The organism is Adhaeribacter radiodurans, assembly GCF_014075995.1.
In the GTDB taxonomy this organism is placed as follows: Bacteria; Bacteroidota; Bacteroidia; order Cytophagales; family Hymenobacteraceae; genus Adhaeribacter; species Adhaeribacter radiodurans.
In genome coordinates, this window is record NZ_CP055153.1 from 2,361,522 (window position 1) to 2,381,140 (window position 19,619).

The following is a 19,619-nucleotide window of genomic DNA, read 5'->3' on the forward strand; positions in this document are numbered from 1 at the left end:
TTTAAAAGCCCGGTAAGTTTTAGTACTTACCGGGCTTTTACATTTTATACTACTACGTTTACAATTTTATTAGGTACTACAATTACTTTTTTAGGAGTTTTACCTTCTAAGTATTTATCAATTAACCCCGAACTCACTACTTCCTGCTCAATAAGTTCTTTTGGCATGTTTGTCGGGAAAGTAAGCTTACCGCGCATTTTGCCGTTTACTGAAATTGGGTATTCAAATGAGTTTTCCGTTAAGAACTGTTCTTGCCATTGCGGAAAACGGGCATACGAAATACTATCTACATGGCCCAGCAAATGCCAAAGCTCTTCGGAAATATGCGGGGCGTACGGCGATAAAGCAATAGTAAGCGGTTCTAAAATGGCGCGCTTATTACATTTTAAGGCAGTAAGTTCGTTAACGCAAATCATAAACGTACTTACCGAAGTATTAAACGAAAACCGTTCAATATCTTCTTCTACCTTTTTTATGGTCTTGTGCAAAGTTTTCAGCTCGGCTGGCGTAGGGTCTTCGTCGGAAACGTAAAAAACTCCGTTTGCATCAAAAAATAACTTCCAGTAGCGTTTTAAAAATTTATGTACGCCGTCGATGCCGTTGGTGTTCCAGGGTTTAAATTGCTCTAATGGACCCAAGAACATTTCGTACATCCGCAAAGTATCCGCCCCAACTTTATGCACTAAATCGTCCGGATTGACTACGTTGTACTTTGACTTCGACATTTTTTCGATTTCCCAACCGCAAATGTATTTTCCATCTTCCAGGATAAATTCAGCATCACTTAAATCTGACCGCCAGGCTTTAAAAGCTTCTAAATCAAGTATGTCGTTCTCTACAATATTAACATCAACATACTGCGGTGATATTACCTGCAAATACGGTTCTATATTTTTAGTTGGATACTTTTCTTTTAAGTCGATTTTAATTCTATCTAATATCGGGCTTAATAAACTTTCATACTCTTGTTTGCCATCATTCTCCTTCAAAACATTATACCAGTGCTTTGAAACAAAAACACTTGGGAAGTGATAACTAGGAAAACCTTCATCTTCTTCTTCACCAGTGAAATTATTACTAAATAAACCAAATAATTGTTTATAAACGATATTTGATCGACCCTGAATCATGCCTTGGTTGATGAGCTTTTTAAATGGCTCTTCCTGCGAAACTAATCCCAGGTCTTTTAAAAATTTATACCAGAAACGCGAGTATAATAAGTGGCCCGTGGCATGTTCCGAGCCGCCAATATATAAATCAACGCTACCCCAGTAATCTTCGGCTTCCGGAGTAACAAACTGTGCCTTATTTTCCGGCGACATGTACCGCAAATAATACCAACTTGAGCCCGCCCAACCCGGCATTGTAGTTAACTCATAATGATATTGACCTTGGTAATTCCAATCTTTGGCTCTGCCTAAAGGTGGTTCGCCGGTTTCGGTGGGCAAAAAGGCATCAATCTCTGGTAAAATTAACGGTAACTCACTTTCGGGTAACGGGTAGGCAATGTCGTCTTTATAGTAAATAGGAATAGGTTCACCCCAGTAACGTTGGCGGCCAAACACCGCATCGTGAATCCGGTACTGCACCTTACCTTTACCAACTCCTAATTCTTCAAATTTAGCTACGGCCGCTTTTATAGCTTCTTTTACCGCTAAACCATTCAGAAAGCCCGAGTTCATTAGTATTCCTTCTTTAGCTTCGTAAACTTCGTCGGGGGTAGAGCCTTCTATTACCGGAATAATAGGTAAATTAAAGTGTTTGGCAAAATTAAAATCGCGGCTATCGCTGGCTGGTACCGCCATAACCACACCGGTGCCATAGCCGGCTAGTACGTAATCGGCAATCCATAAGGGTACTTCCTCGCCATTAATGGGGTTTATAACATAAGAACCGGTAAAAACACCGCTAATATGTTTTACATCGCTCATGCGGTCGCGTTCCGAACGGTTTTTGGCCGTATTTACGTATTCTTCAACGGCCTTTTTCTGGTCAGGAGTTGTTAGTTCGGGTACCCATTCGTGTTCCGGTGCTATCACTAAAAAAGAAACACCATAAATGGTATCCGGACGAGTAGTAAATACTTTAAGCTGTTGGTCTGAATTTTTAATTTTAAAATTAAGCTCCGCGCCAATAGATTTACCAATCCAGTTGCGTTGCATTTCTTTAATTGGATCGGTCCAATCTATGTGGTCGAGGTCGTTTAGTAATCGTTCGGCGTAGGCTGAAATGCGCAAACTCCATTGCTTCATTTTCTGGCGAATTACCGGATAGCCACCTCGTTCCGATACGCCGTCTTTTACTTCGTCGTTGGCCAAAACGGTACCTAAAGCCGGGCACCAGTTAACGGTAGCATCCGACAAAAAAGCCAAGCGATAATTTAATAATATTTCCTGCTGTTGTTTTTCACTGTATTGCTGCCATTGACTTGCGGTAAAATCTGGAATTTCTTCTTCGTTACAGGCTGCTTTAACTGTGGCATTGCCTGAATTTTTAAATTTGTGTAGGAGAGTAGCAATAGGTTCGGCTTTGTTCGTTTCCTGGTTATACCACGAATCAAATAACTTTAAAAAAATCCACTGCGTCCATTTATAATAACTAGGGTCGGAGGTTCGAACTTCGCGGTTCCAGTCAAAAGAAAATCCCAGATTCGCTAACTGCTCTTTATAGCGGGTAATATTTTGTTCGGTGGTAATGGCTGGATGCTGACCTGTTTGAATCGCGTACTGCTCGGCGGGTAAGCCGAAGGCATCGAAGCCCATGGGGTGCAAAACATTAAATCCTTTAATTCGCTTGTAACGAGCTACTATGTCAGAGGCAATATAACCCAGCGGGTGACCAACGTGTAATCCGGCACCGGACGGATACGGGAACATATCTAAAACGTAGTATTTTGGCCGGTTTGGGTCAATACTTACCCGAAAAGTTTGGTGTTGATTCCAATATTGTTGCCACTTTTTCTCAATCTGGTTAAAGTTGTAGTCTGACATTTCGGTACTTTCTTTCTATAAATTCGCCAATCTCATCCGCTCTATAAACGAGATAAAAGCAAAAATACTTTTTTTTACTAAGTATGTCATCATTTCGCTAAAAACCTTGCAGTTATTATAAATAGAACCCAATTTAGTTGCGAGTTTAAAAACTAAGGAAATTCCAGGCAGAGAATTGTAAATTTTTAAATAAATATTTTAATCGTAGCGTTTAAAAATAAACTTATATTTAGTAAAAAAATAACCAGAATTCCGGCTACTTCAATTCCTGATAAGTTCAATTATCAGGTGAAACAAAGTTATTTATTACCTAAAAGGTATTCAAAAACTACCTATCCCTATCGTTACTTGCAACCCGTACCTGTTTAAATTAGAGCATGAAGTAATTTTTACGCAGTAAAATGGAAAATAATACTATTGGAAATTATAATCAGCAACTTGTTGAACCTTCGGCATTACCAACTGCTACATTATCCGGAGCCAGAACTCTTTCGGATAATGCCCAAGCTGTTAGCGTGGATGAGTCTGAACTAGAAATTGATCAACCCTATTCGGAGGACCAGTACCTTAACTTTGAATTTGAACCGGAAGCAGGAACAACCGATGATACTACTGATCAATCTGATACGGATGCAGATTTTCATTTAGGCACATTTAATAACCTTCGCGGTACATTTACCTGGTCATTTGCGGCATTGCAAACGAATGCCGAAACGTATAATGCTGTTTTATCCGGGTCCTCTAACCGCATTGCTTTAAAAACGGCTGTCGATAAGCTTAAGAGCTATATTAAGAAAAGGAATATTTTAGATAAAACTCCTTACGGTATTGCTCCTAAACCCGAGACCTATAGGTTTCAGGATGAAAGTGGCGCTACAATAACCAAGCCCATGTTAGCAACCGGGTCGCCGAACGATTATGTAAGTTTAGCAACCTATTGGTGGCCAGATCCAATCAATGAAAAAGGCTTGCCTTATGTTGTTATTGACGGCAAAACCAATCCTGAATCTAACGCCATTCCGGATCAAACTTTATTACGAAATATTTGCGAGGATATTCAGTTTTTAGGCTTAGGCTATTTTTTTACAAGGAAAGAAGCTTATGCCGAACAAGCCTTGAATTTATTAAAGGCATTTTTTCTGGATAAAACCACTCAAATGAATCCACATTTTAAATACTCTCAGATTATTCAGGGTATGAACGGAGGGTTTGGGCGGGCCACCGGGTTTGTAGATGCCGAAGTACTAACGATATTATTAGACGGCTACCAATTGCTACAAGGCTCGAAGGCATTAACGGCTGCCTCTGATGTGGATGCCGGTTTAAAAGATTGGTTCCGAAGCTTATGGGGATGGATGACTACCAATTATAAAGAAGCTCCCAAGGAAGGTACCGAAGATTTTTACCATTACGAGATGATGTTGGGTATAAAAAATGCCCATAATAATATCCGGAGTGCGTACGAACTTCAGGTATTAACTTATGCTCAATTTATCGGCGAAGATGCTTGGGTGGTAGATGAAATTAACAAAATTATTAAAGACACGGAAACCTCCAAAGGTCTATTATCCAATCAAATTTTACCCCAGGCGGGCAAAATTGAGGTAAAAGATAAAATGGGTGCTGTTAAAGAAATTGCGGTACCCGCAGGCGCCATGCCCGAGGAGTTAAGGCGGACTAAACCCGCGACTTATTGTCAGAAAAACCTGGATTTTTTATTGCGCTTAGGGAGCTTGGCCGAAAATGCCGGTATTGATTTATGGAATTACGTTACTCCGGAAGGCGTTTCAATTAAAAAAGCCATTGAAGCCATATTATACTTTGCTGCTAATCCCAAAGAATGGCCGTGCACCGAACACGAAGATATATTGAACCCCACCATTTACCGTATTTTCCGGCAATCCATGCGCCGGGCAAGTGGCGCCTGGCCCAAAGACGAGGAATTACAAAAAAGTATTCAAGGATATTTGGCCCAACTGGATAAGCTGTTAGGTGCAAATTCGGGTTATTCCGAAACCTCTTACCGGCAAGGTTTAGATTGGCAAATATTAGTGCACAAGCTAGGCTACACTTTCTAAATGAATACCCTTATAAGCTTATTTTACCCACTTAGTTTTATACTAAGTGGGTAAAATAAGCTTATAAGAGGCGCTTTTAAGTAAATTTATTTAACCTTTTTACTTTCAAAAGATAGATTTTGCGAAAAGAAGCCCAGCATTTTTGTTTCAATCCGTTCGGCAATCCGATTTATGTGGTCGCCTTCGTAAATTTCAAAAGAATGTTTAATGCCGTAGTTATTTAGTTGCTGATCTAAAACCTGGATGCTGGCGGCTATATTCGTGTCTTTTGTACCGGCATCAAAACCTATGGCGTTCAACTTTTTTACATTATTTATATTTTGATCCAGGTTCGCGATGGGCATGTTCGCCATTCTCTTGGCTAGGATTAAAGGTTGAACCTGGCCTTTAGCAGTGGGTAGATCCAGGTAAAAAGGTGGTTTTTTGGGATTTGGAGCCCAAGCAGCACCCGTAGCAAAAGTAGCTCGCGTTAAAAAATCGGCTTTATTTACTTCTTCCTGCGTTTGTATATTCTCTAATCGGGTTAAATTTTCCAGATTTTTTAATTCGTTTTCAGAAGGACTAAGGCAACACGGACTTAATAAATACACGCTCGAAAAAATTTCCGGATATTTCTGCCCAATCCGAAAAGCTCCGTAGCCACCCATGGAATGTCCGGCTATGCCTCGGCTGGCCACCTGCGGTATAGTGCGATAATGGCTATCAATATAGGCCACAAGTTCTTTGGCTACAAAATCTTCCCAATTGCCGGTAGTAACAGAATTCGAATAAAAACTGCCCTGAAAACGAGTATAGGCATTGGGCGTAACCAAAATCATTTCTTTTAACTGACCAGCAGCTAATGCTTTGTTTACCACATTGGGCAAGTTTATCCAGTGCGTTTGAAAACCGTACCATTGCGCATCATTGTCGGTGAAACCATGCAATAAGTAAACAACCGGGTACCGTTGCTTAGGATTGGTTTTATAACTGGGCGGCAGATAAATAGAAACTTCCCGGTCGGGAGAGTCGCCGGATAAATTACCTTCCAAACCTTTTCCGTGTACTTTAATGCGTTCTACGGTGCCTTGCTTAGCCAGAGTTGGGGTATTTTGGCTTATGACCGGTGAAGAAAGAAAAAAGAAAAAGCAAATTACAGAACCAAAAATAAAACAACGAGTACTTGTTAATTTTCTCATGGTTTAAGCAGGCTGAAAAGTTAAAATTTCTTAAATAACTATAATTAGTGGTAGATAAACAACAGGTACAAACCTTTAAATACCAGCTAATCCGGTAACCAGCGGATTAATTCCATTCCAGGTACCTTCGGCAGAGAGGACTTGAAAACGGGCAAATAATTCTTCCTTGTACCATTTTTCGGAGCGGGTACGGTGCACTACTTTCCGGTGGGCTTGGTTTTGATAAGCGTAATTTTGCATGTGGGCCTGGCTGCTCCAGATACTAAAAGTAGCTTGCCGTACAAAGGGAAGTTCGCCTAAACCAATTGCTGCCATTACACCCGGAGCACTTTCCAAAGCCTGGCTGGTAAGCGTACCGTTTTTCCAGAAAGCAGGCAAAGATCGCCAGTTAATGGCAGCCCGGGTTAAAACGGCAACTGATTGCAAGGGAGCAGGTTCAACAGCAAGGTTAGGTAAAGGGTTTTTCCCATCCCAAAGCCCGTGTGCTTTATAAGGTAAAAGTTTAATCGTCCATATTTCCTGGCTATTATCCTGATAAAGTTGCATTATCTCCGATTTAGTAAAAAAATCGTTTGCGGCATCTTCGGATTGCCAGGTAGCAAATAAACCATAACGCTTAAAATCAGGTTTTAGAGAAAATACCTGGCCTTTACCGCTGCCTAATAATTTAAAAAAACTTAAACCTGGAACTGATTTAAGCAGGGGAGGAGAGGTTCCCATTTGTGCCAGCCCCCAACGGATTCGGTTCGGCTTTAAGCCGAATAAAGTAAGAGTAGTATAAGTAGGTGGTACGTTGGACTGAGGCAAGAATGAAGAATTTAAGAAATACCAAATGAAAAAAGGAGCTATGCAGCTCCTTTCTGTGCCATTTTACTAAATTATTATAAATTAATTTTTTTGTTATCGCCGGGATGAGCGGGTTCGCCGGTAATAGCTGCTTTCGCCATACCATACAAATGCACCAACGTGCTCGAAGGCGCATCCCAATATTCAGCCTGGTCAATTGTAACTTTAATTAAAGCAATATTAGGATCGTCTTTGCCTTCGGGGAACCAGGCTTTTAACGGTTCCTTCCAAAGTTCATCTATTTTGGCTTTATCTTTAACGGTGCGGGCTCTGCCTGAAACAGATACGTACGTATTGCTGGCATCATCCATATAACTTACGTTTACGTGCCGGTCTTGCTGTATTTCGTGCGTTTTAGCCGAATCTTCTCCGGTAAAAAACCAAAGTATACCATCAGGTTTTACCTGTTGCGTCCGCATAGGGCGGCTGCGCAAAGTACCATCCACTTCGGCGGTAGTAAACATGGCCGTTTTAATATCTTTAATTAAATCTATTAGCTTTTCCAGATCTTGGCTAGGCGTATTTTCCATAGTTTTTATCGTTTAATTTTTCGTTAATTCCAGTACGAATGACTTTTTTAAAAGTTATTTCCGGACTAATCAAGCGTACACGTACTAATTCTTTTATACGGGATAAATTTATTTATGTAGATTTAACCAAAAACCAGGTAATTGGTTTTGATTGGAGAAGATAAATAAAAGCATATTGAATTTTTTAGCGCATACTTTTTTATCTGGTTCCGACGAAGAACTATTAGTAGGTAACTTTATTGCCGATTCGGTAAAAGGCCGGCAAAAAGATGGATACCCCGCGGGTATTCGCCGGGGAATTGAACTGCACCGGTTAATTGACACGTATACCGATTCGCATCCTATTGTGCATCAGACCAAAGAGCGGCTCCGGCCTGAGCAAGGGAAATTTGCTGGTGTTACCACCGACATGTTTTACGACCACTTTCTGGCAGCAAATTTTGAGAAGTACGCTTCCATTTCCTTGCTCGATTTTTCGTTGTACGTCTACCAAACAGTAGAAAGTTACTCCCATATATTACCCGAAAGGGTTCACTATTTTTTGCCGTACATGGTCAAACAAAACTGGTTGCACCGCTACGCTCAAATTGCGGGCATTCAAGATTCTTTAAATGGTTTAAGCCGCCGAAGTACATTTGCTTCCAATATGTCTACGGCCACCCAAACGTTAGAAGAAAATTATCAAATTTATAAGCAAGATTTTGAGCAATTTTTTCCTGAGTTGCAGAATTATGTTAAACAGGTTGTGGCTACTTAATTTTGTTTTGAGGGATTGTTCTTTTCGGCTAGAAGGATTATATGGGGTTTGAATTTTACTAAATCTAAGTACTATTCTATTGGTATCATTCAACTGAAAAGAACAAGGTAAAATAGATTGATTACCTAAATTAAACTCAAGCAAAAAGTAAAAATAAGTTGAGGTATTTGATTCACTCAGCAGGAAACTATTTAGGTGCGTAGTAAACTTGTTTCCTGCTAAATGAATCGAAAAAAGATTTATCTACTTTAACTAATTTTTTACCTACTACTAAGTTTTAAGTAATTGACCTTAGCCCTGTTTGCTTGTAGTAGATATTACAGCAAGAAGGAAATTACGAGCATAAAAAAAGCGGGATGTTCTCCCGCTTTTACATTTAAACTTAAGTCTAAATTAATGATGGTGACCGTGTTCGCCGTGAACGTGTCCATGGGATAGTTCTTCTTTTGTAGCTTCGCGTACACTTACTACTTTCCCATCAAAATGCATAGTACGACCAGCCAAAGGATGGTTAAAATCCATCTGAACTTCATTGTCTCCCACTTCTACAACCTGACCCTGCATCTGGTTACCTTCGCTGTCGGCCATAGGAATAAAGTTGCCGGGTTCCAGCATTCCATCCGGAATAGAGCCTTCTACCTCAAAAACATTCTTTGGTATACTTACTAAAGCATTTTCGTCGTAATCGCCGTAGCCTTCTCCAGATTCTAAAGAAAAAGAAAAAGTATCGCCTTCCTGTAAACCATCCAGGTGTTCTTCAAATTTGTCTGGTAAACCGCTCACGCCGTAAAGAAAAACCATTGGGTTTTCGGAACCCGCTGTTTCTACGTGGCTTTTTTCGCCGTTTTCATCTAATACACTCAGATCATAAGTCAGCGTTACCACGGTATTATTGCTAATTTTCATAAAGTCTAATAGTTTTTTAAGTTGGCAAAGTTAAGGATATATTATCTACGTTCCCGGTAATTATTTCCGGTATACGGTTATTCTAGAATATTGGTCAGTTCCCAGGCACTTTTATATGCCCCAATACTCTCGGTGTAAGTTAAAAATTCGTTGTAAAACGGATGCCGGGTAAGCGTAGCACTATCGCCAATAATTACTAACTTTTTGCGGGCTCTGGTCATAGCAACGTTCATGCGCCGGATGTCGGCTAAAAAACCAATTTCGCCCACGCTGTTACTACGAACCATACTAATGTAAATAATATCGCGTTCCTGGCCCTGAAAAGAATCTACGGTGCCCACACTTAACATCCGACGATTCTGTAAATCGCTTAATTGGGGATTGTGTTCAATTTCGTCTTTCAGGTAATTAATCTGAGCCCGGTACGGCGAAATAATGCCAATCTTTAACGGAATTTCCTGTTTTTGCTCCGGGCTATAATCTTTTAGTAAATTCTGAATATGCTGTAATAGTAAATCTGCTTCTTCGGGGTTAGCTACGCTGGAGCTTTCGGAAAAGGCTCTTTCGTTGTACCCACAACCGGCTGTATCTACAAATTCAACGGCCAGGTTACCGGCAAAAATCTCGTGAAAGGCTGGTAAATCTGCCGCAGCTACGCTTTCGTGCGCTAATAATTCGCCCCCGTAAAATTGCTGGTTCGAAAAATTCATAATGTGCTCGTGCATGCGATATTGCGTTTTGAGCATTACCGCTACCTGGGGCTGTCGCTCAATGCATTTTTCGAACAAAGTTGTACTTAGGCCTTTTTTATCGGCTTCAATGGATTTTACCGTAGGAGGTAACTGGCAATGATCGCCGGCTAAAATTACCCGGTTGGCCCGCGTAATCGGAATCCAGCAGGCAGGCTCCAGGGCTTGAGCGGCTTCGTCGATAAAAACGGTATCGTAGGTTAAATGGCGGATTACCCGGTTTGCCGAACCCACCAAAGTACAAGTAATAACCTGCACCCGATCGAGTAAATCATCAATAATATACCGTTCCATATTTTCGGCTTCGGCCAGCATTCTCCGGCTTTCTTCTTTCATTAAACGACGTTGTTCGCGTTCTTCCCAGCCAAATTTGCGTTTAAACTGAAAGGCCATCGATTTGTATTCTTCGGCATTTTTGCGCAGCACCTTAATATCTTTGTAGTCCCGGTGCGCCATAATTTGGGCATCCAAAGTATGTTCCAAAAGCAAATCCGACACGCGCGAAGGATTACCAATCCGGATAACGTTAATCCCTTGGGCGGCAAGTTTCTCGGTGAGTAAATCCACGGCCGTATTGCTGGGGGCGCATACCAGTAAGCGGCGCTCGTTTTGCAAGGTGTGCATTATGGCTTGTACCAGGGTAGTGGTTTTGCCCGTACCTGGAGGACCATGAATAATAGCTACATCCTGGGCCTGGTGAATATTTTTTACTGCCTGGTTCTGCGATTCGTTTAATTCCGGAATAGACTGAAACGTAAAATGTTCTTTAAACCGAGCCGGCTCATTACCCAGTAAAATATCTCTTAGTTGGGCTAAACGACTTTTATCTGCCTCTATCACCTTCCGCAAGGCAATTTCCATTTCCCGGTAACTCATCTCGTCGAAGGTCAGGTCAATACCTAATTTGCCTTCGTCAATCCAGTCGGGTAAGTCTTCTTTGGTAGTAGCTAATGTGAGTTTGTTGCGTTTTAAACTGGTAATAACCCCGGTTAATACCTGCCCATCGTGGCCCTGGCTACCCGAAGCATTGGAGAAAATCTGAGCTGCTTTACCGGTTTGAAATAAGTGTAATTGGTCTTTCCCGGAGGTGCGTTCCAGTTCAACTACTACCTTACTGCCAAAACCAATTTCGGTTTTAGTAACTACAATCGGGTACCAGCATAAGCCATTTTCTTTTCGCTCCGAAATGGGACTGCGGGTACTCTTTAATTTATATTGATTTAAGTCTTCTTCTTGTTCTAATTTAAGCAAGGCTTGGGTTCGCCTTAACTCTTCTGTAATATCTATCATTAATTTAGGTGGCAGGCTGCTTTTACTTATTAAAAATAAGCAGCCTAGTATTTAAAAATGAATCAATTAAGTGCAATAGTATATAATCCATTTAACTGTAAAAAGGTTTCGAAATTCCTGGGTTTGTACTATCTCAATGGGTATACTACCAACCTAGACAGGGAAAATTGGGTGTGCGCTTATTTACGGAATTTACCGGCAGAAAGGCTTAGTTTCCGGCGTAAATTAAAAATATACAATAGCATTCCAATTAACAGCATAGCTGTCAGGGCAATAATTTTGTCGCGGTCGCTGCGTTTGGCACGTTCCTGATTTACTTCTTCGGTTAATTCGTTTATTTTCCGTTGTCGCGATTTTTGTAAATTATCCAGGTTGGCAATCTGGGTTTTAAGCGTGTAAATAGTGTTGGTAATGGCTACTTTATCGTCTTTTACCTGTTCGGCAACTTTGTTTTGTTCTACCGTTAAAGTAGCCGCTTTCCGTAAAGTGCTGGTTTTAATAGTGTTTATAATTTTGCTGTCGTTCCGGATAATACCTTTCAAGGTATCAATAATCCGGAGTAAATCTTTTTTCGATTTTTTGCCCCAAAAGTTGCTGTTCTGCGCATTATAAAACTGGTAGTCTTTTACTAATTTTTCGCGTTGCGTTAATAAAACACGCAAGCTATCGTCTTGTACAAATGCGTAGGATTGCCAGGTAATTAACGAGAACAGGATTGCAAAGAAGATTATTTTCATTTTAAAAGTAAGGCATTAAAAGCAATTTATTCAGATGGAAAGATAGACAAATTCTAACATCTTCGCTCAAAGGAGCTTTTTCTTTCAAGTTCTAATTCGCGTTGAACGCTCATTATAAATGGTTCTTGGTTTGTAACGTAACAATATTCAGTTTACTTGCTTTTAGTAAATTGTAGTCATTCACCTTAAAGTTGTTTAATACTTTTAAAATAAGTAAAAAATTCGCCTAAAGTGGTGTCCTCACAACCTTGTATGGGCTTTCAGCGGACTTATTGTTACAGAAATTACCCTATAATGGATAAACTTCTAAAAGGCAATACAGCTTTCTTTTAAAGATGATTTTATAGAATTTGTAAAAGGAATTAGTTACTCCTTAATAATAGCTATTTACGTGAAGGCTTGAAAAGCCTTCATTTAATGGTGCTGATGCGGGGAACGGTAACCAGTTTGCCTCGTGGCTGGCGGGCTTCGTTCGGCTCTTTCGCACTCGCTATCTTTCCTCCTGCCGTCGGCATGCTACGCACCGGAAATCTAGCAGGTGCTCCATAGCCAAACTGGTATTGTTGCGAGTAGCTACCTTTTTTACCAGAATATTAACTATAGTATTTTAGTAAAATTAGCTTTTTTAAAGCTTACCGTTTCATATGAGTTTGCCATCGGATTGATTTGCTTCTTCAATTGAATCCTTCTATCGTACCCGTAATTTAGGAAGAGAATAGTTGGCTACGTAGTTAACTAGTTTCCTCCAGAAGGATAGATTTATTTTACTAATTTAGTGCAGGCACTCAATTAGTAAATGCTCTAATTGTTTAAAGTTACAAGAACAGTGGCTACTGGCAACTGACACCAGTTTGGCTGTGGAGGGCCTTTTAGCGTTCCGGTGCTGCAAAGCAGCATGGCGCAACGGAGTGAGCCAAGGTTCGCTAAACCGCCCGAGAGAGCCAAACGAGGCCCGCCGGCCATGAGGCAAACTTGAAGCTAGCAAACTAGTTAGCACTTAAGCATCGAGCCTTGGAAAGGCTCCAAAGAAAAAGCCTTTAATTTTTTAATTAGGATAACACTGGTCTAATACTACTGGAAAACTAAATGTTACTGATTCTGAATTTGCTTCTGCGCTACTTTCCCGGCCACTTTAGTTTTAGGCCGGAAGAAGTAAACTACTAAAATGGGAAGCAGCAATAAATCGGATAAAACGGCGAATAATAAGGTTAAGCTGATTAGTAAGCCAACGTAAAAAGTACCTTCAAAAGAAGAAAATATCAGGGTACAGAAACCCGCCATTAAAATACAACTGGTAATTATAACTGCTTTGCCGGTTGTTAAATACGTTCGCTTAACAGCGTAATACAAAGGTTTGCCACTTAGTAATTCTAATTTTAATTTACTAATAAAGTGAATGGTATCGTCGATGGCAATACCTAAGGCAATGGTGAAAATAATGGAGGTAGATACTTTCAAGTTGATATCCGCTATTCCCATAAAAGCTCCAATAAGAACGATTGGGAGAATGTTGGGTAACAAGGTAATCACAATCATTTTAAACGACCGGAACATTAAGCCTACTATTCCGCCGATAAATAAAATATCCAGCAGCAAGCCTTCCATTAAATCGCGGGTAAGCGTGTCGTTGTTTTTATCCAGTAGCAAAGAACTACCCGTTACATGGGTCAGCAGCAATTTAGAGTCTGTATTTTGCCGTATAAATTCCCGAAACTGGTCTGTAAGCACGGTAGCCCGGGCACTGCCAATATCCCCCATTTTGCCGCTTAAGCGTCCTTCGGTTTGATCGGCACTTACCAGGGAATTTAACTCCGGACGTTTCCGGAATAGTTTTAATTTGGATTGCAGTTTACGCCATTGAATTTCCGTATCTGGTAGTTTAAAAAAAGTCTCCGAGCCGCCATTTACCGCCCGGTTCAGGTTTTTAACAATAGTTACCGGAGAAAAAATAAATTTTAATCCATATTGAGAACCCAGGTACTTTTCTATTTCTTCTACTTCGCGCAGAACCGGTAATTCATAAAGAGTGTGGCCCGGAACGGCTTTCAAATACAACTCAAAAGGGCGAACACCCGAAAAATTTTGCTCAAAATATTTAAAGTCTAGTTTTACGGGATCATCGTCTGATAAATCATCCAGCAAGGTGGTATCTAACCGGATTAAACTAATGCAATAAACTGAAACCAGAATAATACCCACGGTACCTGCCAAAATGCGATTGCGGTATTTAAACACAAATAAAAGCAGGCGGCGCAATAAAAAAGGCCAGGTAAAAGCTTCTTTTTTAGGAGCCGTGCGCGGTGGTAAAGGCATGAGCATCATCATGGCGGGCAACATTGTCATAGAGAGCAGGTAGGCTACTACCACCGCAATACCCGTGTACACCCCAAAATTCCGGATCGGACCAATATCGGCCGTTAGTAAAGTTAAAAAACCAATAGCGGTAGTAATAGCCGTAATAAAAGTTGCTAATCCCACATCCTTAACGGTGGTAACAATAGCCTTGGTTTTGGATTTTCCTTCTGCTACTTCAGAAACGTACTGGGTTAAAATATGCACCGAATCCGACATGCCCACCACAAACATAATAGTAGGTAACAGCATGGTCATAACATCTATGTTGGTGCCGGTAAGACCCATTAAGCCCATCGCCCAGCAAATAGAAATTAAAACCACCATTAAGGGCATTACCACGCCCCACCAGGTCCGGAAAGTGAAGTAGAGAAAAATAACTACCATCGCAATGGAAATGGACATAAACAACGCCAGTTCGTATTGCATCCGGTCCACGAAAATAGATTGGGCTACCGCTTTCCCGGCAATGTGGTAATCCGGTAAATTGATTTGCTGGAGTTTCTCTTTCAGGTGAAGGAGTAAAGAATCGCTGGGTAATTTGGTCAGGTTCGGCGAAGTTTGAATCAGGAGCGTAACGGACCGGGCATCGGGCGAAAAAAATGTACCTACCAAACCTTCGGATTGGTAAATAGCCAGGCTATCTTGCCGGTATCGTTCCGGTTGGTTCACGTGCAGATAAGGCACTTCAAATATGCCAAAAGATTCAATAATCGGGCTGCTGAGGGTAGTGGGAGATTGTACCCGTTCTACGTGGCGAAGCTGAGAAATAAACGTTGTTAAAGAATCTACTTTTTTTAAAAAAGTTGAATCAAACAGAGTTTTGGGGTGCGATAAACCGAGTAATAAATAATCGTTATCGTTGCCGAATTTTTCGCGGTACTTTAAATAAAAACTCAGATCCGGATCGTGTTTCGGGAAAAAGTGATCAAAGTTATAATCAAAGCGCAGGCGCGAAATAAAAAATAAACTAAGGCACGTAAACAGAAAAATCAGGAGGAGTACGCTATAACTAAGTTTTTTATATAACATTTTAAAATATTACGCCGAATGCAGCGTTTCACAAAAAGATAGGAAGCCTTTTCTAAGGTAAGTAACCCGATAATAACCTCCATTGTTCGACTATAAACGGATATTATCATGAAAAAATTTGCCCTATTGCTCTCTTTCTTAGCTTACGTGGGCAATTATGCCTCCGAAGGCTCTATTCTGGTAAACACCGTCTCGTTTGCCGATTTGCCCGCTAAAGTTAAACCCACCCATACGGTTACTGGAAAAAAGGTAAATAAAAGTACAACTAATTCTACTTGCTCAGCTTTTCCAGCTTCTAAATGTTTAGTAAAAGTAAAAGCCTGCTCGGTGGTTACTAAAACTGTTGTTCGGCCTAAAAAATCTTGCCTACACCAAAAAGCTAGTTTGCTGGTAGCGAAAGCCACACCCGATCCTATCGTATCTCTGTTGAATTAAGTAAAAAATATAAGCATGGGAAAAGTCTGCTAGTTTCGGCAGACTTTTTTATTTTTGGCTTTAAGCAATTTCAGTTTCAGCTTCCCTCAACTTTAAACAAAAAAAGAGGTTTAGGGTTAAGATGGGAATACAGGGAGTAAACAGCTTTAAAATTTTTACTTTTTTTACCAGCAGAATAAACAACTATGCGGCAATACCTCGACCTGATCGAACACATTATTCAAAATGGAGCCCGGAAAGAAGACCGGACCGGAACCGGCACGCTAAGTGTTTTTGGTTACCAGATGCGCTTTGATTTGGCCGAAGGCTTTCCGTTAGTAACCACTAAAAAAGTACATTTAAAGTCGATTATTCACGAGCTGCTATGGTTTTTAAAAGGCGATACCAATATTAAGTATTTAAAAGATAACGGCGTTTCAATCTGGGACGAATGGGCCGACGAAAATGGTAATTTAGGTCCGGTATACGGATCGCAGTGGCGTTGCTGGCCTACGCCGGACGGTGGCCACATCGACCAGATTACCCAGGTTATTAACCAGATTAAATCTAACCCGGATTCGCGGCGGCTGATTGTGAGCGCCTGGAACGTAGCCGAAATTAATAAAATGAAACTGCCGCCTTGCCACGCTTTTTTTCAATTTTACGTGGCCGATGGTAAACTTTCCTGCCAGTTGTACCAGCGCAGTGCCGATGTATTTTTAGGTGTGCCGTTTAACATTGCTTCTTACGCTTTGCTTACCTTAATGGTAGCGCAGGTTTGTAACTTACAAGCCGGCGAATTTATCTGGACCGGTGGCGACACTCATTTGTACCTGAACCACCTGGAACAAGCGCAACTACAATTAAGTCGTGAAACTCGTTCTTTGCCGCAAATGCAAATAAATCAGGCCGTTACTTCTATTTTCGATTTTACTTACGACGATTTTAAACTCGAAAATTATAATCCTCACCCGGCAATTAAAGCGCCGGTAGCCGTATAAGCCGCCGGTATCGCATGAAATTAGACCGGCTGGCCGTTAACGTTATTTTCCTGATTAACGGCTTTATCTACGCGAACTGGATTGCCCGGCTGCCGCGCATCCAGGAATTGTATAATCTCGATAATAAATCTCTAGGGTTGGTACTGCTCTTTGTTTCGATGGGAGCCATCAGTTCTATGCCTTTCACAGGTTGGCTAATTCATAAAAAAAGCAGCCGCTTTATTACTTTGCTGGGAGCTATAATCTTTTGCCTTTTGGTTCCGCCTATTCCCTTGCTGCCGGAAGTGTGGCAGGTAAGAATTTTGTTTTATTTACTGGGAGTGTCGGCGGGATTACTGGATGTATCCATGAACGCCCAGGCGGTTTTAGTAGAAAAAAAATACCAAATGCCCATTATGTCGTCGTTTCATGCTTTGTTTAGCGTGGGCATGATGATAGGAGCAGGATGCGGCGCTTTATTTGCCCAATTTAATGTAAGTTTATTCGCTCATTTTGTAAGTGTAGTCATTGTCAGCCTATTGTTAGTGGCTTGGGCTTCCCGGCATCTGATCCGGGATACTCCGCAGGCACAATCCGGCGAAAGTGGGGGAGGGTTCCAGTTACCAACTAAAGCCATATTGAGTATTGGCATTATTGCCTTCTGCGGCATGACCGGTGAAGGAGCCATGTCGGATTGGAGCTCGAATTACATGGAAAACGTTGCCCATTCCTCCCAAGCATTAGCGCCTATTGCATTAGCCGCGTTTTCTATGGCCATGACCATTGGCCGCTTGTTTGGCGATCGGGCACGATCTTACTTTGGCGACCGGAAGTTGTTGGTTTATAGTGGTAGCGTAGCTTTTATTGGGCTTGCCTTGTCCTTGGCTTTTCCGGTTTCGTTATTAGTAATTACTGGATTTTTTATTGTGGGTTTGGGTCTAGCTACCGTGGTACCCATTGCCTACAGCATTGCCGGTAATGCGCCGGGTTTGCCGTCGGGAGTGGGCCTATCCATGGTTACTACGGTCGGATATTCCGGTTTTTTGTTTGGCCCGCCCATTATTGGTTTTCTCGCAGATTGGCAGACTTTACGGATCGCTCTTCTTTTTGTAGCTGTATTATTTGCTTTAATGACTTTTCTGGGGTTTAGAAGTAAGTTTTAGGGGAAGCTTTTTAATTTCATATTTACTAAATTTTGTTCTTTGCTTTTATTTAGAATCTACATCTAGTTATGAAATGTCTTCTTTGGAATAGTTAAGCGGAGGATTTTCAGTTTTTAGGTTAATAGAGGGGAGATTTATAAAATCTCCCCTCTATTAACCTAAAAAAACGAAAATCCTCCGCTTAACTACTTCAGAGAAACAGAGTGGTTAAAATCCTTTCATCGAAAAGGTGGCGCAAGGCTCCTGCATAGTATCTACTATCAGGTAGGCCACTGGTCGAATAAACTTGAATTTAAAAGTAAATAAAAGCTCTAGCTGGCCTGAGACCGGACAATATGCATCAGGAGCGAAGAAGGTTGCGATAAAACTATAACTAAATTACTCTAATAGGGAATTCCCAAAAAAAGTAAAAATCAACTAGCTTCCCGGTTATCATCTCCATTATTAAGATCTAAATGGCGGGCTACTGAATTCCGATTCAGGAGAATTTCTTTTAGGCGGTCTACGTGTACTTTCATTTCTTCGGCGCGTTCCTGTTGCATAGCTGCCCAGCGCGACTGGCCTTTGTTGCGGTCTTGATCGGCCATGGTCATGAGCATGTTGCGGCGTTCTTCTAATATCCGCATCGATACCCACAAGGTTTCTTCGAGCATGGAGCTCATGCTGTTCAATAGGCTTTCATCGTTATACGCGTGGCCGGAGTGGCAACGGTAGCGGTTAACCTTTCCTTGTTTTAATTCCCAAAGGCCACCGCCGCATTCGGGGCAACTATAACTGGAACGCTGCCCTAATTCATCCATGCTTTCTATACTACTCATGGTACTATTGGTCATAACCCGTTCAACCATTTGGGCTTCGCTTACAATATCATTCGGTACGGTAATACTATCACTAGAGGGCATACGACTAATATTATGTACCAATTTACCCATCTCCGAAATAGGTACTACATAATCAGCCGATACACTACGGAGGGCATTGCGGGGCATGTCCGGGTACTCCGCCTCATCCGGGTCTTGTACTATGGCTATACCACCGCTACGTTTTATGGCATCCAGTCCTACGGTACCATCGTTCATCATACCGGTTAAAATAATGCCGATTACTTTAGAACCATGGTAAGCGGCTGCCGAACGAAACAAAGGATCTACCGCGGGCCTAAATTGGTTTTCGCGGGGACCTTTTACTACTAAAATTTGCTTTTTGGTGAGCAATATGTGGCGGTCCGCAGGTACCATATACACCATGCCATGGTGAAAAACTTCGTTATGTTCGGCTACCTTTACTTTTAATGCGGTATGTTTTTTTAAACGATTCACCAACAGACTACTGGAAGAGTCCATACTTAGGTGCTGCACAATAAAAATGGCCGCGGGCAGGTCTGCAGGAAGTTGTGAAACTAATTTACACAATGCTTCCATACCGCCGGCCGAAGTGCCAATAACCACAATATCATGTCCTGAGGCAACCATTTATTAAATTTATTTTACAATTTATAAGTTACTTAACGCATAAAAATAGATTAAGGATAAATCTCCCATAAATTTAAGTATCCTTACCGCCGCCATCGGGGTTTACCGTAATTTGTATACTTGTTTGTTACGGCATTTTAGCGGT

Annotated in this window: 15 protein-coding genes; 5 read left to right on the forward strand and 10 right to left on the reverse strand. The window is 41.2% G+C overall.

What is annotated here, in order from left to right; translation table 11 throughout:
- Nucleotides 1-44 precede the first annotated feature (44 nt).
- Nucleotides 45-2,990, reverse strand: coding sequence for a leucine--tRNA ligase (locus tag HUW48_RS09790; RefSeq protein WP_182415493.1), 2,946 nt, complete (start codon nt 2,988-2,990; stop codon nt 45-47).
- A gap of 401 nt (nt 2,991-3,391) precedes the next feature.
- Here HUW48_RS09790 and HUW48_RS09795 point away from each other — a divergent pair, with 401 nt between their 5' ends.
- Nucleotides 3,392-5,068: an alginate lyase family protein gene (locus tag HUW48_RS09795; RefSeq protein ID WP_182415494.1), complete on the forward strand. Its 1,677-nt coding sequence runs from the start codon at nt 3,392-3,394 to the stop codon at nt 5,066-5,068.
- An 86-nt stretch (nt 5,069-5,154) separates the two neighbouring features.
- Here HUW48_RS09795 and HUW48_RS09800 read toward each other — a convergent pair whose 3' ends face one another.
- The 3 genes from HUW48_RS09800 to HUW48_RS09810 form a co-directional block, all read right to left on the reverse strand.
- On the reverse strand, nt 5,155-6,246 hold the full coding sequence (locus tag HUW48_RS09800; RefSeq protein ID WP_182415495.1) for an alpha/beta hydrolase: 1,092 nt from the start codon (nt 6,244-6,246) through the stop codon (nt 5,155-5,157).
- A 75-nt stretch (nt 6,247-6,321) separates the two neighbouring features.
- Nucleotides 6,322-7,053, reverse strand: a complete 732-nt coding sequence (locus tag HUW48_RS09805; protein WP_182415496.1) for a spheroidene monooxygenase — start codon at nt 7,051-7,053, stop codon at nt 6,322-6,324.
- A 74-nt stretch (nt 7,054-7,127) separates the two neighbouring features.
- Nucleotides 7,128-7,622 carry a pyridoxamine 5'-phosphate oxidase family protein gene (locus tag HUW48_RS09810; protein ID WP_182415497.1) on the reverse strand — a complete coding sequence of 165 codons (495 nt, stop codon included), beginning with the start codon at nt 7,620-7,622 and terminating at the stop codon, nt 7,128-7,130.
- A 175-nt stretch (nt 7,623-7,797) separates the two neighbouring features.
- Here HUW48_RS09810 and HUW48_RS09815 point away from each other — a divergent pair, with 175 nt between their 5' ends.
- On the forward strand, nt 7,798-8,379 hold the full coding sequence (locus tag HUW48_RS09815; protein WP_182415498.1) for an acyl carrier protein phosphodiesterase: 582 nt from the start codon (nt 7,798-7,800) through the stop codon (nt 8,377-8,379).
- Between the two features lie 393 nt (nt 8,380-8,772).
- Here the strand turns inward: HUW48_RS09815 and HUW48_RS09820 are convergent, their stop codons facing one another.
- The 5 genes from HUW48_RS09820 to HUW48_RS09840 form a co-directional block, all read right to left on the reverse strand.
- Nucleotides 8,773-9,285, reverse strand: a complete 513-nt coding sequence (locus HUW48_RS09820) for an FKBP-type peptidyl-prolyl cis-trans isomerase (protein WP_182415499.1) — start codon at nt 9,283-9,285, stop codon at nt 8,773-8,775.
- Nucleotides 9,286-9,362: 77 nt separating this feature from the next.
- The gene (locus HUW48_RS09825; RefSeq protein WP_182415500.1) at nt 9,363-11,324 is read right to left on the reverse strand and encodes an AAA domain-containing protein; all 1,962 of its coding nucleotides are present in this window, start codon (nt 11,322-11,324) and stop codon (nt 9,363-9,365) included.
- Nucleotides 11,325-11,503: 179 nt separating this feature from the next.
- Nucleotides 11,504-12,061, reverse strand: coding sequence for a hypothetical protein (locus HUW48_RS09830; protein ID WP_182415501.1), 558 nt, complete (start codon nt 12,059-12,061; stop codon nt 11,504-11,506).
- 801 nt (nt 12,062-12,862) lie between these two features.
- Nucleotides 12,863-13,024, reverse strand: a complete 162-nt coding sequence (locus HUW48_RS09835) for a hypothetical protein (RefSeq protein WP_182415502.1) — start codon at nt 13,022-13,024, stop codon at nt 12,863-12,865.
- 126 nt (nt 13,025-13,150) lie between these two features.
- Nucleotides 13,151-15,445 carry an efflux RND transporter permease subunit gene (locus HUW48_RS09840; RefSeq protein ID WP_182415503.1) on the reverse strand — a complete coding sequence of 765 codons (2,295 nt, stop codon included), beginning with the start codon at nt 15,443-15,445 and terminating at the stop codon, nt 13,151-13,153.
- 108 nt (nt 15,446-15,553) lie between these two features.
- Here HUW48_RS09840 and HUW48_RS09845 point away from each other — a divergent pair, with 108 nt between their 5' ends.
- The 3 genes from HUW48_RS09845 to HUW48_RS09855 all read left to right on the forward strand — a co-directional run bounded on the left by HUW48_RS09845 (nt 15,554) and on the right by HUW48_RS09855 (nt 18,002).
- The gene (locus HUW48_RS09845) at nt 15,554-15,880 is read left to right on the forward strand and encodes a hypothetical protein (RefSeq protein WP_182415504.1); all 327 of its coding nucleotides are present in this window, start codon (nt 15,554-15,556) and stop codon (nt 15,878-15,880) included.
- A 185-nt stretch (nt 15,881-16,065) separates the two neighbouring features.
- On the forward strand, nt 16,066-16,860 hold the full coding sequence (locus HUW48_RS09850; protein WP_182415505.1) for a thymidylate synthase: 795 nt from the start codon (nt 16,066-16,068) through the stop codon (nt 16,858-16,860).
- A gap of 14 nt (nt 16,861-16,874) precedes the next feature.
- Nucleotides 16,875-18,002 (forward strand): MFS transporter, encoded by a 1,128-nt coding sequence (locus HUW48_RS09855; RefSeq protein ID WP_182415506.1) that lies wholly within the window; start codon nt 16,875-16,877, stop codon nt 18,000-18,002.
- A gap of 413 nt (nt 18,003-18,415) precedes the next feature.
- Here HUW48_RS09855 and HUW48_RS09860 read toward each other — a convergent pair whose 3' ends face one another.
- A complete protein-coding gene (locus HUW48_RS09860; protein ID WP_182415507.1) occupies nt 18,416-19,474 on the reverse strand; it encodes a chemotaxis protein CheB in 1,059 nt (352 codons plus the stop codon).
- Nucleotides 19,475-19,619: the final 145 nt, after the last annotated feature.

Bases quoted from the DNA above. Each gene is read 5' to 3' on its own strand.
- HUW48_RS09820 (WP_182415499.1), bottom strand. From the start codon at position 9,285: ATGAAAATTAGCAATAATACCGTGGTAACGCTGACTTATGATCTGAGT.
- HUW48_RS09790 (WP_182415493.1), bottom strand. From the start codon at position 2,990: ATGTCAGACTACAACTTTAACCAGATTGAGAAAAAGTGGCAACAATAT.
- HUW48_RS09850 (WP_182415505.1), top strand. From the start codon at position 16,066: ATGCGGCAATACCTCGACCTGATCGAACACATTATTCAAAATGGAGCC.
- HUW48_RS09840 (WP_182415503.1), bottom strand. From the start codon at position 15,445: ATGTTATATAAAAAACTTAGTTATAGCGTACTCCTCCTGATTTTTCTG.
- HUW48_RS09795 (WP_182415494.1), top strand. From the start codon at position 3,392: ATGGAAAATAATACTATTGGAAATTATAATCAGCAACTTGTTGAACCT.
- HUW48_RS09835 (WP_182415502.1), bottom strand. From the start codon at position 13,024: ATGGCCGGCGGGCCTCGTTTGGCTCTCTCGGGCGGTTTAGCGAACCTT.
- HUW48_RS09830 (WP_182415501.1), bottom strand. From the start codon at position 12,061: ATGAAAATAATCTTCTTTGCAATCCTGTTCTCGTTAATTACCTGGCAA.
- HUW48_RS09845 (WP_182415504.1), top strand. From the start codon at position 15,554: ATGAAAAAATTTGCCCTATTGCTCTCTTTCTTAGCTTACGTGGGCAAT.
- HUW48_RS09800 (WP_182415495.1), bottom strand. From the start codon at position 6,246: ATGAGAAAATTAACAAGTACTCGTTGTTTTATTTTTGGTTCTGTAATT.
- HUW48_RS09855 (WP_182415506.1), top strand. From the start codon at position 16,875: ATGAAATTAGACCGGCTGGCCGTTAACGTTATTTTCCTGATTAACGGC.
- HUW48_RS09860 (WP_182415507.1), bottom strand. From the start codon at position 19,474: ATGGTTGCCTCAGGACATGATATTGTGGTTATTGGCACTTCGGCCGGC.
- HUW48_RS09810 (WP_182415497.1), bottom strand. From the start codon at position 7,622: ATGGAAAATACGCCTAGCCAAGATCTGGAAAAGCTAATAGATTTAATT.
- HUW48_RS09825 (WP_182415500.1), bottom strand. From the start codon at position 11,324: ATGATAGATATTACAGAAGAGTTAAGGCGAACCCAAGCCTTGCTTAAA.